The organism is Bacteroides mediterraneensis (genome assembly GCF_025993685.1).
Lineage (GTDB): Bacteria > Bacteroidota > Bacteroidia > Bacteroidales > Bacteroidaceae > Phocaeicola > Phocaeicola mediterraneensis_A.
Window position 1 is genome coordinate 2,670,110 of record NZ_DAJPEN010000001.1, and the last position, 15,452, is coordinate 2,685,561.

Here is a 15,452-nt window from a genome sequence, read left to right on the forward strand (position 1 = left end):
TTACCGGGCATTTAAAGTATCAAATTAATAAATGAGTAAAGTATTGATTATCGGTGCAGGCGGTGTAGGTACCGTTGTTGCACACAAAGTGGCTCAGCATCCGGAAGTCTTCTCCGAAGTCATGATTGCAAGCCGCACACAGTCCAAATGCGACGCTATTGTCAAAGCAATTGGCAATCCTCACATCAAAACCGCCAAGGTAGATGCCGACAATGTGGATGAACTTGTGTCTTTATTCAACAGTTTTAAACCCGAAATCGTTATTAACGTAGCACTTCCCTACCAGGATTTAACGATTATGGAAGCATGTCTGCAAACGGGAGTGAACTACTTGGATACAGCAAACTACGAGCCGAAAGACGAGGCTCACTTTGAATACAGCTGGCAATGGGCTTACAAGAAACGTTTTGAGGAAGCCGGACTGACCGCCATTCTGGGTTGTGGATTCGACCCGGGAGTAAGTGGAGTATATACCGCATACGCAGCCAAGCATCATTTCGATGAAATCCAGTACCTGGACATCGTGGACTGCAACGCCGGAAACCACCACAAGGCTTTTGCCACCAACTTCAACCCGGAAATCAACATCCGCGAAATCACTCAGAACGGACGTTACTACGAGAACGGACAATGGATTACAACCAAACCGTTGGAATTCCACAAGGACCTGACTTATCCGAACATCGGCCCGCGCGATTCTTATCTTCTGTACCACGAAGAACTGGAATCACTGGTCAAGAACTTCCCGACCATCAAGCGTGCCCGCTTCTGGATGACCTTTGGTCAGGAATATCTGACTCACCTGCGCGTGATTCAGGACATCGGTATGGCCAGCATCGAGCCTATCAACTACAACGGCATGCAAATTGTTCCGTTGCAGTTCCTGAAAGCCGTGCTGCCTAACCCGCAGGATTTGGGTGAAAACTACGAAGGAGAGACTTCCATCGGATGCCGTATCCGGGGTATCAAGGACGGACAAGAACATACTTACTACGTGTACAACAACTGCTCTCACCAGGCTGCTTACAAAGAGACAGGCATGCAGGGTGTAAGTTATACCACCGGCGTACCGGCTATGATTGGTGCCATGATGTTCCTGAAAGGCCTGTGGAAGCGTCCGGGAGTATGGAACGTGGAAGAATTCGACCCAGACCCATTCATGGATGCCCTGAACAAATACGGACTGCCTTGGCATGAAGTGTTCGACGGCGACCTGGAACTGTAATTGATTGAAAGATTATCTATGATTAAAGAATCAAGAATGGAGAACCGGAACACTCATTCTTCATTCTTGGTTCTTTTCTTTTTTCCCACTTTTACAAAGAAACAATTATGAACATAGGAGACAAAGCTCCCGAAATACTGGGAATCAACGAAAAAGGTGAAGAAGTCCGCCTGAGCGACTACGCAGGCAAGAAAATCGTACTCTATTTCTATCCCAAGGATATGACTTCGGGCTGTACGGCACAGGCCTGCAACCTCCGTGACAACTACGCCGAACTCCAGAAAGCCGGCTACGAAATCATTGGCGTGAGCATCAACGACGAGAAGTCACACCAGAAATTCATCGAAAAAAACCAGCTTCCGTTCACGCTGATTGCCGACACCGACCACAAACTGGTGGAAACCTTCGGCGTTTGGGGAGAAAAAAGCATGTACGGACGCAAATACATGGGTACCTTCCGTACCACTTTCATTATTAACGAACAAGGCATCATCGAACGGATTATTTCACCCAAAGAAGTGAAGACCAAAGATCATGCCGCACAAATCCTACAATAATTATGGCAAAGAAAGACGAACTTGAATTTGAAGGAGGCATTGAAAACGCCCCCAAACCCGATAACAGTGAAAAACTGAAAGCCTTGCAAGCCGCCATGGACAAAATTGAGAAGAGCTTCGGAAAAGGCTCCATCATGAAAATGGGCGACGACCACGTGCAGGAAGTAGAAGTCATCCCGACCGGCTCCATTGCCCTGAATGCGGCATTGGGCGTAGGTGGTTATCCGAAGGGACGTATCATCGAAATCTATGGTCCGGAATCTTCCGGTAAGACCACACTGGCCATCCATGCCATCGCCGAAGCACAGAAAGCCGGCGGTATTGCCGCTTTCATCGATGCAGAACATGCTTTCGACCGTTTTTATGCAGCCAAGCTGGGAGTGGACATCGACAACTTGTGGATTTCACAGCCCGACAACGGCGAGCAGGCATTGGAGATTGCCGAACAGTTGATTCGTTCTTCCGCCATCGACATCATTGTCATCGACTCTGTAGCAGCCCTGACCCCGAAAGCTGAAATTGAAGGCGACATGGGCGACAACAAGGTAGGTCTGCAAGCCCGACTGATGTCACAGGCCCTGCGCAAGCTGACTTCTGCCATCAGCAAGACCAACACGACCTGTATCTTCATCAACCAGCTGCGTGAGAAAATCGGTGTCATGTTCGGCAACCCGGAAACCACTACCGGTGGTAACGCATTGAAGTTCTATGCATCTGTCCGTCTGGATATCCGTCGTGCCTCTCAGCTGAAAGACGGTGAAGAAGTCATCGGTAACCAGGTACGCGTGAAGGTCGTAAAGAACAAAGTGGCTCCTCCTTTCCGCAAAGCCGAATTCGACATCATGTTCGGTGAAGGTATTTCCCGCAGCGGTGAAATCATCGACTTGGGTGCCGAACTGGGTATCATCAAGAAAAGCGGTTCATGGTACAGCTACAACGACACCAAACTGGGACAGGGCCGCGATGCCGCCAAACAATGCATCCAGGACAATCCGGAACTGGCCGACGAGCTGGAAAAACTGATTTTCGATGCATTGAAGGACAAAGAATAAGCCTCTTCTTTTCCATCAATAGAGGAACGGGTTCTACTTTGCTGAAATACGGCAAGTGAACCCGTTTTTTTATGCATCAACAACTACAGAAACATCTCATTCACAGCCGAATTCTGTGAAGATATCCAGACTTCTCCCCCATTTCTTCCCAGCCCTATGGCTATTTCTCTGTCCCGCACTGTAAAACAGAACTATTTCCCGGAGAAAAACAATATGCATGCCTGCGTTTTACATTTATCAAACGGCTCTACTGTACCCCCATCGTTTCCACAGCCTTATCCCTATTTCCCCGCCATAAAACTTTTTTCTCTCTCAAAAGCAGCGAAAAAAACAAAAAAATACGCTATATTTACCACAAAGAATTATTTTGAATCACTAAAGAACAAAACTATGACCTTAAAGCATCAATTTCTTTTCATACTTTGTCTGGCTTTTTCCACTGTGGCTTCGTGGGCACAGAGTAATAAATTCACCAATTCGGCTTTCCGTTTTGCCACTCGTGCAGAAGCTCAAATGCTGATTACGGAACTGGACGACTATACCCGCAACTGGAACCAGTTTGACATCGACGTACGCTTGCAGAAACCGCAAGGACGCAAGTCCGAACTGCTGCAGTTCGCCATGGACCAGACCCTCAACTGGAGCGACAAGGACAAGGAGCGCATCAGCAAGGCCATGAAAACCCTGGATGCTGAAATCAAAAAACAAAAATACAACCTGAACTTTCCCAAAGAAATCATCTTCGTGAAAACCACACAGAAAGAAGAAGGAAGCGCACAGGCCTACACCCGCATGAACTGGATTGCCATCGGCGAAGAAGCGCTGTCAAACAATTCAGATGAGGACTTGCAGTACTTGGTGGCACACGAACTGTTCCACTTACTGACCCGACAGAATGCCGACTTCAAAAAAGACATGTACCAGCTTATCGGGTTCTCCGTCATCGAAAAAGAAATCCTGTTCCCGTCCGACCTGGCTGAGAAACGTATCTCAAATCCGGATATCAGCCGCTATGACAGCTACGGAACTTTCACCATCGGCGGACAGAAACAATATTGCACCATGGTGATTTATACCGACAAACCCTACGAAGGAAATACATTGGTGGATTATCTGAAAATAGGACTTGTCCCCCTGAACGGAGATTTTATTCCTATCCAGAAAGCGGGAAAGACTCTTATTTATACGTTAGATGAAGCCGAAGACTTCTACACACAGGTTGGTAAAAACACCAGCTACGTCATCCACCCGGAAGAAATCATGGCCGATAATTTCGCCTACACGTTGATTGGAAAGAAAGACCTTCCCAATCCGGAGCTTATCCAAGGAGTACAGAAAATATTGAAAGCCAACAACCTGTAATCCAATTCTTTTACAAATCATACAAAAAAGTCAGGCCCTTTCGAGGTGACCTGACTTTCTTTGTATAATAGGCTTATTTCTTCCGGAAATCCTTTTCCAGCGCCAAGGTAATCCAATTAGCCAAGGCCTGCCGGTTGTCCGCAATGACCAAACGTTTCTGGTCCTGCGCATTCTGAATGTTTCCCACTTCCAGAAACACCCCCACCGGAGTGGTATTCCGAAGCACAAACAGGTTCCGTTCGCTGACCGTACCGTCAAATCCCCGGTTGGGCTGATGCCGGTCGTACTTGGCCCGGAACGTACGCTGGATTTCTCTTGCCAGCCGCTTTCCTTTCGAACTGCCCGGCGCATGATAGAAGAACACATCGGTCTGGTTGTTGCGTGCCCGGCTGTCCACATGGATAAACACGGCCCGCTTGTAACTGCTCTTTTCTTTCCGGTACAGGCGGTTGATAGCATCGCAACGCTGCTGCAAACGGGCCACCTGATTCAACGGAATGGCTTTGCCCATGCAAGTCTCCCGCTTGCTGTTGTTCAATACTGCCTGGTTGCGGATACCGTCTTTCGCATCCTGAATGATGAAATGTACTTTTGCCCCGCGCTTCAAGAGCTCCCGTCCGAGACGGAGGATAATGTCGTAAGCATATTCATCTTCGTGCAGTTCCTTTCCCTGATATTTACCGATGCAACCGGGGTCGGGACCGCCGTGTCCGCTCACCAAATAAAATACCGCCCCTTTCAAGGAACTGGAGGTCACGGCATACGACGCATATCTTTTTCCCAACAGCGGCTCATAGTTGCCTTTCTTCCGTCCGTTCATCCCCAAGGGGAAACACAACAGAAAGGCCAACAATACATACCCATATTTCTTCATCACTTCAGCAGCTCTTCTATTTTCTGACAAAGAGAAGCAAATTCCTCTTCATTATACAAACGCGTCATCATGACAATCTTTCCATCCTTCCCAATCAGTACGTTGCGGGTAATTCCGGCATTGCGTTCCGCATACTTGGCAAAGATATCCGCCCCCGGGTCAAGTCCCAACGGATAGGTCACTCCTGTCTGCTTGGCAAAAGCCTTCACACGTTCCAGCGGTTCGTCACGGTCTACCCCGTAGAGCGCGAACGTCGCATTGTCTTTATGTTTCTGCCAGATGTCTTTCTCAATAAAAGGCATTTCCTTGCGGCATACCCCACACCAGCTGGCCGTGAACTGCAACATTACCACCTTGCCTTTCAGGTCGGACAGTTTCACTTTACTGCCATCCGTCAGCGTCATTTCAAAATCGGGTGCCTCATCGCCCACCTTTACAATATATCCAGCCGCATCGGGAACCGGCTGGCAGGCCTGAAGAGGGGCATGGCTGCCCATACATCCCATCAAAGCCAATGCTAAAAACAGCTTCTTCATATTCATTCTAAATTATAATCCGGCTCAAAGATAACACAAAAAAGTGAAAAACAGACATATCGGCAGAGAAACGCGCATTTTATCCACTGCACCGGATGTTTATACGGAAACTTTATTACCTTTGTGAAACATGAAAAACTCAAAACAATCAAACCTATGGACTGCACAAACATCATCGGAGAAAAAATCAAGTCACTCCGGAGCAATCAGGAAATAAGTATTCAGGAACTGGCCGAACGTGCCGGCCTGACCGTGGAACAGGTGAGCCGCATCGAAGAGAACATCGACATTCCTTCGCTTGCCCCACTGATAAAGATTGCCCGTGTACTGGGGGTACGACTGGGTACTTTCCTGGACGACCAGCCCAATGAGACAGGCCCGGTGGTCTGCCGGAAAGGAGAGGCAGACGATACCATCGGCTTTTCCAACAATGCGACACAGGCACGGCAGCACATGCACTACCACTCACTGGCAAGAAGCAAGGCCGACCGCCACATGGACCCGTTCATCATCGACATCGAAGCCGACAGCGAAAAGGATTTCTTCCTTTCCGGACACGAAGGAGAAGAGTTCATTATGGTACTGAAAGGGGAACTGGAAATCAGTTACGGGAAAAGTACTTACCGACTGAAGGAAGGTGACACCATCTATTACGATTCCATCGTGCCGCACCACGTACACGCTGCCGAAGGACAAGCCGCACAAATTCTGGCCGTGGTCTACACTCCGGCCTAAGTCTCACTCAAACCTTCAACGACATGTTACAACTATCTGAAAGAACCTTGGGCGACTGGCTGGAGCATTGGGCGGAAGTGACTCCGGACAAAGAATACATCGTATATTCCGACCGCAACCTGCGCTTCACCTGGAAACAGTTCAACGAACGGGTGGACCGTATGGCCAAAGGCTTGCTGGCCATCGGAGTGCAAAAAGACACGCACGTAGGCATCTGGGCCCGCAACGTACCCGACTGGCTGACTTTTCTGTATGCCTGTGCCAAAATCGGGGCCGTAGCGGTCACCGTCAACACGAACTACAAGCAGGCGGAACTGGAGTATCTTTGTGAGAACTCCGACATGCATACGCTGTGTATCGTCGACGGGGAAAAAGACAGCAACTTCGTGGAAATGACGTACACCATGCTGCCCGAACTGAAACTCTTTGAACGGGGACACATGAAAAGCAAGCGCTTCCCCCACATGCGCAACGTGATTTACATCGGACAGGAAAAATACCGAGGAATGTACAACACGGCAGAGATTCTGCTGCTGGGACACAACGTGAACGACGAGGAACTGACACGGGCCAAAAAGCAGGTGAACTGCCACGACACCGTGAACATGCAGTACACCTCGGGCACTACGGGATTCCCCAAAGGCGTCATGCTGACCCACTACAACATCGCCAACAACGGATTTCTGACAGGAGAACACATGAAATTCACCCCCGACGACAAACTGTGTGTCTGTGTACCGCTGTTCCATTGTTTCGGAGTGGTACTGGCCACCATGAACTGCCTGACACATGGCTGTACACAGGTGATGATTGAGCGTTTCGACCCGCTGCTGGTCCTGGCTTCCGTCCACAAGGAACGGTGTACGGCCCTCTATGGCGTACCGACCATGTTTATTGCCGAACTGAATCATCCGATGTTCAGCCTGTTCGACCTGTCGAGTCTGCGCACCGGCATCATGGCCGGCTCCCTCTGTCCGGTGGAGCTCATGAAACAGGTGGAAGAAAAGATGTTCATGCGCGTCACCAGCGTGTACGGGCTGACGGAAACCTCACCGGGCATGACGCACAGCCGCATCGATGATGAACCGGAAGTGAGATACCACACCGTAGGGCACGACTTTGAATTTACCGAAGTGAAGGTGCTCGACCCGGAAACCGGCGAGGAATGTCCGATAGGGGTACAGGGAGAGATGTGCAACCGGGGCTACAACAACATGAAAGGATATTACAAGAATCCGGAGGCTACGGCCGAAGTCATCGATGCCCGGGGATTCCTCCATTCGGGCGACTTGGGAGTGAAGGATGAAAACGGGAACTACCGCATCACGGGCCGCATCAAGGACATGATTATCCGTGGCGGTGAAAACATCTACCCGCGTGAAATCGAGGAATTTCTCTACAAGATGCCGGGCATCAAGGATGTACAGGTGGCCGGCGTGCCTTCCAGAAAATACGGAGAAGCCGTAGGGGCCTTCATTATCCTGCACGAGGGCTACACCATGAACGAGTTTGACGTCCGGGAGTTCTGTCAGGGGAAAATCGCCCGCTACAAAATACCCAAATACATCTTCTTCGTCAAGGAGTTCCCGATGACGGGCAGCGGCAAAATCCAGAAATTCAAACTGAAAGACTTGAGCTTGAAACTCTGTGCCGAACAGGGTATCGAGATTATATAGAAAGTGACTCGAACAACCAAAAAGAAAATGGCTCCCCCAAAATGCATTGCCACTGGGGGAGCCATTTGTTTGTATCGTTACGTAAAAGAACCGTCAGGCAAGCTGCTGCAGGATGTCTGCGGCAATCTGCGGAGCGGTCAGGTGGTTCTGCTCCAGAAACTCCTGCACGTTGAAACGGTCTACAAATTCCTTCCGGGCACCGAAATTGAGCACCTTCATCGGGCTGCAACCGAAATAGCGGGCAATCTTCTCGCCGAATCCGCCGTCCAAGATTCCGTCTTCCAGCGTCACTACCAGTTCGTGGTCGGCCTTCAGTTCTTCCATCAGGGCCTCATCCACTCCCGTAATGTAGCGCGGGTTAATCAACGTCACTTCCATACCATGTTGACTCTTAAGCAATTCAGCCGTTTCTTCCGCCAGTCCGAAGAAAGAGCCCAGCCCCAGAATGGCTACGCGGCTTCCCTTCCGGACGGTCTGATAACGGTTCAACCGACTGTAATCTGCATCCACCGGACGATTCCCGTAAGCCAGTTCCGTGGCCGGCACGCGGATAGCTACCGGATGTTCATTCTGACGGATACTCCATTCCAGCATAGCCATATACTCTTCCCGGCAGGTCGGTGCCAGATAGACCAGATTCGGAATATTGCTGAGCAGCGGAATATCGAAGAAGCACAGGTGTGTCACATCGTTCATGGCCGAGAGCGAACCCCAGAACACCAGAAGCACCGCCGGATTGCGGTTGATACACAAATCCTGCGAAAGCTGGTCGTAGGCACGCTGGATGAAGGTACTGTACACCCCAAACAACGGTTTGCCTCCATTCTTGGCAATACCCGAAGCCAGGGCCACAGCATGCTCTTCGGCAATACCCACATCGACAAACTGCTTTCCGGCAGCCTTCCGGCGGTCAGGGGTGAATCCCATCACGGTAGGCGTACCGGCTGAAATGGCCACAATGCGGCGGTCTTCCTGCATACGCTGCAACAGGTAGCGGGCAGTCAGGTCGGCATAGTCCTGCGGCTCTTCACTCGGATGGAACACCACTCCCGTTTCAGGATTGAACGGCATGGTCCAGTGGTACGTCTCTTTGTCCTTTTCGGCCGGCGCATATCCTTTTCCCTTCAGTGTGTTGATGTGCACCACAATCGGATGGTCGATATCCTTCACTTGCTGGAAAGCCTTGATAAGCGCCTCCACGTTGTTGCCTTCGTTCACATAAAGATAATCCAGTCCCATGGCCCGGAAAAGATTGCAGGGACACTGGCCGTTGCTTTCGCGCAGTTCCTGCAGATTGCGGTAAAGTCCTCCGTGGTTCTCGGCAATCGACATCTGGTTGTCGTTGACTATAATGATGAAATTGGTACCCAGCTCTGCCGCATAATCCAGTCCCTCCAAAGCTTCTCCACCGCTGAGCGAACCGTCTCCGATGACCGCAATCACATTACCGCCTTTCCCGGTCAGGTCCCGTCCTTTGGCCAGTCCGCCCGCCAGGCTGACAGAAGTCGAAGTATGGCCGATTACAAAATGGTCGTGTACACTTTCCGTCGGTTCGGAATAGCCGGACACCTCGTCATACTGTTCCGGATGCAGGAAGGCATCCCTACGCCCGGTCAGCATTTTATGGGTATAACTTTGATGTGACACGTCGAACACAATCTTGTCCTCCGGCGAATGGAACACGTAGTGCAAGGCAATCGTAGCTTCCACCATTCCAAAATTCGGACCGAAATGTCCTCCGTGTGCGCTCAGCTTCTGTAACAGAGCCTGGCGTATTTCGTGGCTTAATACATTCATTTCTTCTACCGACAGCCTTTTGACATCGGCCGGTGAATCGATTTTTTCCAGATACATAAAATGATATTTAAACAAGTTATACATTAAAGATACAATTTCACGAAGCAAAAATAGGTGTTATTCCGCTTCATGAACGTATATAAATTACGGCTTTTTATACCCGGATTACTTGCATGTAACCCTACAAAACAAAAAGACTGTTCCACTTATAATAGTGAAACAGCCTCTTTGTATGGTATGATCGGCCCAATTATTTCTTTACAATCTTGACCAGCAACGTCTTGCTGTCCAGTTTTCCTTTCGTATCGTATGCTTCCGACTTCACCAGTCCCACTCCTTCCGCATACCACTCCGTAATACGCAGTGTAGTGGTCTTCAGTACGATTTTCGTACGTTGCAGGTAAGAAATCTTCACGCAATCAAACTTTCCGGCAGTGGTACTGATGGTTTCGTTTCCCATATAAGCCGCACCGGAAATATTCACTTCGTTTTTCAGCATGTTGCGGACCACCTGATAGAAACGGTCGGGAATGCTCTCCCCTCCCTTGGCACCGTCTTTAATGGTAAACGAATTGTCGCCTTTGAATTTGAGCTTTTCCAGCAATCCCAGACGAGCCGCTTCATTATACTTATCCGGGTCGGAATCAGAATCCACGTACGGACCGTACATCAGGTCTTCCGTGCAAACCGTATTCGCTCCGTCGTAGCTCCAGTTGAACAATGTATAGCTGGTATTGTTCTTTGCCTTCGTGGTCACAATCTTATCGTAATAAGAAGCCTGTACCTTCCCGTCTGCTTTGGTCACCTTGCTTACCGTCATCGTTTCGTCGGAAGTACTCTGACCAATCTCATCATAATTCACATAGTGCAGCTCCGTTCCTTCTGTCGTACAGAAATATTGTGCCTGCATAGAATGACAGCCCAAAATGGCTGCGACCAAAAACATAAGCCTCTTCATAGATTCATCTTTTTAAATAAATACGGTGCAAACATACAAATTTCTTTCTTTTTTCTGCCTATCTTTGCCACAGAAAAAACATCAAATCAAGCATATCATGGGATTATTATCATCTTTATTCGGAAAAAGCCAATCCGATGAAAACGAACAGGAAAAGCAAGACAAGAAAAATTTCGACATTCTGAAATACGACGGCATCCGTGCCCGCAACATGGGAAAACTGGACTACGCCATCAAATGTTTTGAAGAGGCAGTAGCACTCAACGACGAAAACGAGACACTGGGACTGCTGGCCAGTGCCTACCTTCAGGCCAACCGGACAGACGATGCACGCATCACCCTCGACCGGCTCGTGGCAAAGGATGACACCAATGTGCCGGCCTTGCTGTCATTGGCCAGCGTATGCTTCCTGCAAGAAGATTACGACGGCATGGAAAAAGCCTGCCAGAAAGCCATCGCCGCAGATGATAAAAGCGCACAGGCCTACTATCTGGCCGGAAAAGCAGCTCACGGCATGAAAAACGGATTGCAGGCCATCGTGATGCTGACCAAAGCCCTTGCCCAGAATGAAAGTTATACGGAAGCCTACCTGCTCCGTGCGGAGGTTTTGTGGGAAATGCGTCAGGCAAAGGACGCCCTGGACGACTTGGAGCAGGTGTTGAAACTCAATCCGGAGGAGGAAGAAGCCCTTCTGCTGAAAGCCACCATCCACATCCAGCTCGGACAAACGGAAGAAGGCGAAGGATGCCTGGACCAAGTGATTTCAGTGAACCCGTTTAACGTAAAGGCTTACTTGTTGAAAGGAAACTTGCTGACAGAAGAGAAGAAACTGGACCAAGCCTTGGAGAACTATCAGGAGGCCATCGAACTGATACCGCAGGACGCTCAGCTGTATCAGGAAAGAGGGCGGGTACGTCTGCTGATGGGAGATAAGGACGGAGCCACGGAAGACATGAAAAAAGCCATCGAACTGGCTCCTGAGAAAGAGAATCTGATTTCCGGTCATTTCGATAATTTTGAAAAGAACAACTTGCAGACGGGAATTTATTGATTCACATTCTTATATATAATAATAAGAAGAAACGGCTGTGGAATGCTCCTTCAAGAAGATTTCCACAGCCGTTTCTTTTATATGTCTTCTAATCAAAGCGTGTCGTAAGCCGCTTTCAATTGCTGCAAAGCTTTTTCGAGGGTGATTCGCGGACAGCCCACATTCATCCGCATGAAACCAGCCCCTTCCTTCCCAAACATTTCTCCGTCGTTCAATGCCAGTCCGGCTTTTTCCACAAAGAAAGCGTTCAGGTCCTCATGCGAAAGTCCCAGTTCCCGGCAGTCCAGCCAAATCAGGTAAGAAGCCTGCGGACGCATCACCTTAATCTTAGGTATATGGGTCTCGACATAATCTGCCACATAATCAATATTTCCCTGAATATACGCCAGACACTGTGCCAGCCACTCCTCTCCTTCAGTGTAAGCAGCCGTCACGGCAGGCCAGGCAAACACATGACCCGCATTCAGTTCGCCGGCATCCAGATAATTCACGAAACGTTCCCGGAGTGCCTCATTATGTATAAAGGTGTGCGAAGCAGCCACTCCCGGCATGTTGAACGTCTTGCTGGGCGCCATAAAGGTGACAGAGTTATTGCGTGCCTTCTCCGAAACCATGGCAAACGGCGTATGATGGAAAGGAGGCAAGGTCAGGTCGGCATGAATCTCATCTGAGAACACAATCACGTTGTCGTCGGCACAAATTTCGGCCAGCTCCTGCAATTCCTCTTTTTTCCATACGACTCCACCCGGATTGTGAGGATTGCAGAGAATCAATACCCGTATGCCTTTAATGGAACGGCGAATCAAATCCAGGTCCATACGGTAGTGTCCGTCCACCTCTTTCAGCGGACATTCCACCAGCCGGCGGTTGTTGCGCGTCACCAGCCAGGCAAAAGGATGATACACCGGCGGCATAATCATGATTTTATCCCCCGGCTCCGTGAAACAGTTGATGGCCATTCCCAGTCCGGGCACAATGCCGGGTACAAAATTAATCTCTTCCTTCTGCACCTTCATGCCATAACGTTTCTTCACCCAGCCGATAATGGCCTGATAATAACTGTCCGGACGGAACGTATACCCCAGCACCGGATGTGCACAACGCTCACGGATGGCATCCAGAATAAACGGAGGAGTGGCAAAATCCATATCGGCCACCCACATGGGAATCAAATCCGAACGTCCCCACACATTCACCATACCGTCTACTTTCTCGCAGGAAGTGCCCCGACGGTCTATCACTTCATCAAAATTATAGTTCATGTCTTTTATCTGTTTGGCTGTTTTATAAATGAAATATCTCTGTACAACAAAGGTAAGAAAATACCTTCACATCCGGCATTACGAATGTATTTTTTAAAAATGAGTAGAAAAAATTTGATGTAATATTTGTTTTTTAAAGAAAAGTATTACTTTTGCAGCAGAAATAACAACAAAATAACAAGAATATGAGAACATTTGCATCTTACTTCTTCTTTTACTTTTATTTCTTTTACTTTAGCAATGAAGTGAAGCGGGAGTTTGCATGCATACGGTAAGAAGAAAATTAAATTGAAATGATAATACAAAGTCCCGCTTCCATGGAGCGGGACTTTTTTTATAGTTATAATTACACAAGATGAAAAAGATAGCCATACAAGGAGTTCCGGGCTCGTACCATGACATCGCAGCCCATAAGTTTTTCAAGGACGAGGAAATCGAACTGATTTGCTGCAACACGTTCGAAGACGTGTTCGACACCCTTCGGAAAGACAGCAGCGTCATCGGAATGATTGCCATTGAAAACACGATTGCCGGAAGCCTCCTTCACAATTACGAGTTGCTCAGAGACAGCGGGGCAACGATTATCGGAGAACACAAACTGCGCATCAGCCACAGCATCATGTGCCTGCCCGGAGAAGACTGGAGCACACTGACCGAAGTCAACTCCCATCCGGTGGCACTGGCACAATGCCGGGATTTCCTGCAGCATCACCCGCAGCTGAAAGTGGTGGAAACGGAAGATACCGCAGGCAGCGCACGCGACATCAAGGAAAAGGGCCTGAAAGGACATGCCGCCATCTGCTCCAAGTATGCCGCCGAACTTTACGGCATGAAAATCCTGCAGGAAGGCATCGAGACCAACAAGCACAATTTCACCCGCTTCCTGGTGGTATGCGACCCCTGGATGGCCGACGAACTGAAAGACCGTTCGAAAATCAACAAAGCCAACATCGTTTTTTCATTGCCTCATAGCGAAGGAAGCCTCTCGCAGGTGTTGTCCATCTTCTCATTCTATCACATCAACCTGACCAAAATACAGTCGTTGCCCATCATCGGACGGGAATGGGAATACCTGTTCTACGTGGACGTCCTGTTCAACGACTACCTGAGATACAAACAATCCATCGACGCAGTCATGCCATTAACCAAAGCACTTAAAATTTTAGGAGAATATGCAGAAGGAGAATCAACCATATAAAATAGAACCGGCCAACCGGTTAAGCAGTGTCAGCGAATATTATTTCAGCCGGAAGCTGAAAGAAGTGGCACAGATGAATGCCGAAGGAAAGAACGTCATCAGCCTGGGAATCGGAAGTCCCGACATGCCGCCTTCGGAAGAAACCATCAACGTGCTGTGCGAAAATGCCCGCAAGCCAGACGCACACGGTTACCAACCCACCGTGGGAATACCTGAACTGCGCAAGGCCATGGCCGACTGGTACAAGAGATGGTACAACGTAGACCTGGACCCGGCTACGGAAATCCAGCCGCTCATCGGTTCCAAGGAAGGAATCCTGCACGTCACCCTGGCACTGGTCAATCCGGGCGACCAGGTGCTGGTTCCGAATCCGGGATACCCCACTTACACTTCACTGAACAAAATTCTGGGAAGCGAAATCGTGAACTACAACCTGCGGGAAGACAATCATTGGCAACCCGACTTCGACGAACTGGAGAAGATGGATTTGAGCCGGGTGAAAATCATGTGGACCAACTATCCGAACATGCCGACAGGCGCCAATGCCACGCTGGAGCTTTACGAAAAACTGGTCGACTTTGCCCGCCGTCACCAGCTGGTGGTAGTGAACGACAACCCCTACAGCTTCATCCTGAACCGTAAGCCTCTCAGCATCCTGAACATTCCGGGAGCCAAGGAATGTTGCATCGAGTTCAACTCCATGAGCAAGAGCCACAACATGCCGGGCTGGCGTGTGGGCATGCTGGCCACCAACGCCACCTTCGTGCAATGGATTCTGAAGATAAAGAGCAACATTGACTCCGGCACCTTCCGTCCCTTGCAACTGGCTGCCGCTCAGGCTTACCGCAACAGCGCGGAATGGCACGAAGAAGCCAACATCCAGACCTACGCACGCCGACGGAAACTGGCCGAAGAAATCATGCATACCCTGGGATGTACCTTCGACCCGGAACAGGTGGGCATGTTCCTGTGGGGACGCATCCCCGACGCTTACGCCGATGTGGAAGACCTGACCGAAAAGATTCTTCACGAGGCCCGCGTCTTCATCACTCCGGGATTCATCTTCGGGAGCAACGGAAAACGCTACATCCGCATCTCACTTTGCGCCAAGGAGCCCCAACTGGAAGAGGCCCTGAAACGCATTCAAGCAGTTATGAACAAATAAACAT

14 protein-coding genes are annotated in these 15,452 nt (G+C 49.4%); 9 read left to right on the plus strand and 5 right to left on the minus strand.

The window, feature by feature from the left end; translation table 11 throughout:
* The first annotated feature begins 31 nt into the window (after nt 1-31).
* The 4 genes from OIM59_RS11450 (at nt 32) to OIM59_RS11465 (ending at nt 4,196) form a co-directional block, all read left to right on the plus strand.
* The gene (locus OIM59_RS11450; protein ID WP_299173168.1) at nt 32-1,225 is read left to right on the plus strand and encodes a saccharopine dehydrogenase family protein; all 1,194 of its coding nucleotides are present in this window, start codon (nt 32-34) and stop codon (nt 1,223-1,225) included.
* Nucleotides 1,226-1,332: 107 nt separating this feature from the next.
* The gene (bcp, locus tag OIM59_RS11455) at nt 1,333-1,782 is read left to right on the plus strand and encodes a thioredoxin-dependent thiol peroxidase (RefSeq protein ID WP_299173165.1); all 450 of its coding nucleotides are present in this window, start codon (nt 1,333-1,335) and stop codon (nt 1,780-1,782) included.
* 2 nt (nt 1,783-1,784) lie between these two features.
* Nucleotides 1,785-2,834: a recombinase RecA gene (gene recA / locus OIM59_RS11460; protein WP_072543190.1), complete on the plus strand. Its 1,050-nt coding sequence runs from the start codon at nt 1,785-1,787 to the stop codon at nt 2,832-2,834.
* Between the two features lie 390 nt (nt 2,835-3,224).
* Complete coding sequence (locus OIM59_RS11465) at nt 3,225-4,196, plus strand: DUF4157 domain-containing protein (protein WP_299173162.1); 972 nt, start codon at nt 3,225-3,227, stop codon at nt 4,194-4,196.
* Between the two features lie 73 nt (nt 4,197-4,269).
* Here OIM59_RS11465 and OIM59_RS11470 read toward each other — a convergent pair whose 3' ends face one another.
* Complete coding sequence (locus OIM59_RS11470; RefSeq protein WP_299173396.1) at nt 4,270-5,016, minus strand: N-acetylmuramoyl-L-alanine amidase; 747 nt, start codon at nt 5,014-5,016, stop codon at nt 4,270-4,272.
* 53 nt (nt 5,017-5,069) lie between these two features.
* Nucleotides 5,070-5,606, minus strand: a complete 537-nt coding sequence (locus OIM59_RS11475) for a redoxin family protein (RefSeq protein ID WP_299173159.1) — start codon at nt 5,604-5,606, stop codon at nt 5,070-5,072.
* Between the two features lie 156 nt (nt 5,607-5,762).
* Between OIM59_RS11475 and OIM59_RS11480 the strand changes: the two genes are divergently transcribed.
* Nucleotides 5,763-6,341 (plus strand): helix-turn-helix domain-containing protein, encoded by a 579-nt coding sequence (locus OIM59_RS11480; RefSeq protein ID WP_299173156.1) that lies wholly within the window; start codon nt 5,763-5,765, stop codon nt 6,339-6,341.
* A 23-nt stretch (nt 6,342-6,364) separates the two neighbouring features.
* Nucleotides 6,365-8,017, plus strand: a complete 1,653-nt coding sequence (locus OIM59_RS11485; RefSeq protein ID WP_299173153.1) for an AMP-binding protein — start codon at nt 6,365-6,367, stop codon at nt 8,015-8,017.
* A gap of 93 nt (nt 8,018-8,110) precedes the next feature.
* Here OIM59_RS11485 and OIM59_RS11490 read toward each other — a convergent pair whose 3' ends face one another.
* Both OIM59_RS11490 and OIM59_RS11495 read right to left on the minus strand, forming a co-directional pair.
* Complete coding sequence (locus tag OIM59_RS11490; RefSeq protein WP_303896760.1) at nt 8,111-9,871, minus strand: 1-deoxy-D-xylulose-5-phosphate synthase; 1,761 nt, start codon at nt 9,869-9,871, stop codon at nt 8,111-8,113.
* A 193-nt stretch (nt 9,872-10,064) separates the two neighbouring features.
* Nucleotides 10,065-10,772: a hypothetical protein gene (locus OIM59_RS11495; protein ID WP_303896762.1), complete on the minus strand. Its 708-nt coding sequence runs from the start codon at nt 10,770-10,772 to the stop codon at nt 10,065-10,067.
* Nucleotides 10,773-10,869: 97 nt separating this feature from the next.
* Here OIM59_RS11495 and OIM59_RS11500 point away from each other — a divergent pair, with 97 nt between their 5' ends.
* Nucleotides 10,870-11,823 carry a lipopolysaccharide assembly protein LapB gene (locus tag OIM59_RS11500; RefSeq protein WP_303896763.1) on the plus strand — a complete coding sequence of 318 codons (954 nt, stop codon included), beginning with the start codon at nt 10,870-10,872 and terminating at the stop codon, nt 11,821-11,823.
* Between the two features lie 92 nt (nt 11,824-11,915).
* Here the strand turns inward: OIM59_RS11500 and OIM59_RS11505 are convergent, their stop codons facing one another.
* A complete protein-coding gene (locus OIM59_RS11505) occupies nt 11,916-13,085 on the minus strand; it encodes a MalY/PatB family protein (RefSeq protein ID WP_303896765.1) in 1,170 nt (389 codons plus the stop codon).
* Nucleotides 13,086-13,440: 355 nt separating this feature from the next.
* Between OIM59_RS11505 and OIM59_RS11510 the strand changes: the two genes are divergently transcribed.
* Both OIM59_RS11510 and OIM59_RS11515 read left to right on the plus strand, forming a co-directional pair.
* Nucleotides 13,441-14,283 carry a prephenate dehydratase gene (locus tag OIM59_RS11510; RefSeq protein ID WP_022354602.1) on the plus strand — a complete coding sequence of 281 codons (843 nt, stop codon included), beginning with the start codon at nt 13,441-13,443 and terminating at the stop codon, nt 14,281-14,283.
* A complete protein-coding gene (locus tag OIM59_RS11515; RefSeq protein ID WP_299173136.1) occupies nt 14,258-15,448 on the plus strand; it encodes a pyridoxal phosphate-dependent aminotransferase in 1,191 nt (396 codons plus the stop codon). Before OIM59_RS11510 ends, OIM59_RS11515 begins: the two co-directional genes overlap by 26 nt.
* Nucleotides 15,449-15,452 lie beyond the last annotated feature (4 nt).

Bases quoted from the DNA above. Each gene is read 5' to 3' on its own strand.
- OIM59_RS11480 (WP_299173156.1), top strand. From the start codon at position 5,763: ATGGACTGCACAAACATCATCGGAGAAAAAATCAAGTCACTCCGGAGC.
- OIM59_RS11465 (WP_299173162.1), top strand. From the start codon at position 3,225: ATGACCTTAAAGCATCAATTTCTTTTCATACTTTGTCTGGCTTTTTCC.
- OIM59_RS11450 (WP_299173168.1), top strand. From the start codon at position 32: ATGAGTAAAGTATTGATTATCGGTGCAGGCGGTGTAGGTACCGTTGTT.
- OIM59_RS11490 (WP_303896760.1), bottom strand. From the start codon at position 9,871: ATGTATCTGGAAAAAATCGATTCACCGGCCGATGTCAAAAGGCTGTCG.
- recA (WP_072543190.1), top strand. From the start codon at position 1,785: ATGGCAAAGAAAGACGAACTTGAATTTGAAGGAGGCATTGAAAACGCC.
- OIM59_RS11475 (WP_299173159.1), bottom strand. From the start codon at position 5,606: ATGAAGAAGCTGTTTTTAGCATTGGCTTTGATGGGATGTATGGGCAGC.
- OIM59_RS11510 (WP_022354602.1), top strand. From the start codon at position 13,441: ATGAAAAAGATAGCCATACAAGGAGTTCCGGGCTCGTACCATGACATC.
- OIM59_RS11485 (WP_299173153.1), top strand. From the start codon at position 6,365: ATGTTACAACTATCTGAAAGAACCTTGGGCGACTGGCTGGAGCATTGG.
- bcp (WP_299173165.1), top strand. From the start codon at position 1,333: ATGAACATAGGAGACAAAGCTCCCGAAATACTGGGAATCAACGAAAAA.
- OIM59_RS11505 (WP_303896765.1), bottom strand. From the start codon at position 13,085: ATGAACTATAATTTTGATGAAGTGATAGACCGTCGGGGCACTTCCTGC.
- OIM59_RS11470 (WP_299173396.1), bottom strand. From the start codon at position 5,016: ATGAACGGACGGAAGAAAGGCAACTATGAGCCGCTGTTGGGAAAAAGA.
- OIM59_RS11515 (WP_299173136.1), top strand. From the start codon at position 14,258: ATGCAGAAGGAGAATCAACCATATAAAATAGAACCGGCCAACCGGTTA.
- OIM59_RS11500 (WP_303896763.1), top strand. From the start codon at position 10,870: ATGGGATTATTATCATCTTTATTCGGAAAAAGCCAATCCGATGAAAAC.
- OIM59_RS11495 (WP_303896762.1), bottom strand. From the start codon at position 10,772: ATGAAGAGGCTTATGTTTTTGGTCGCAGCCATTTTGGGCTGTCATTCT.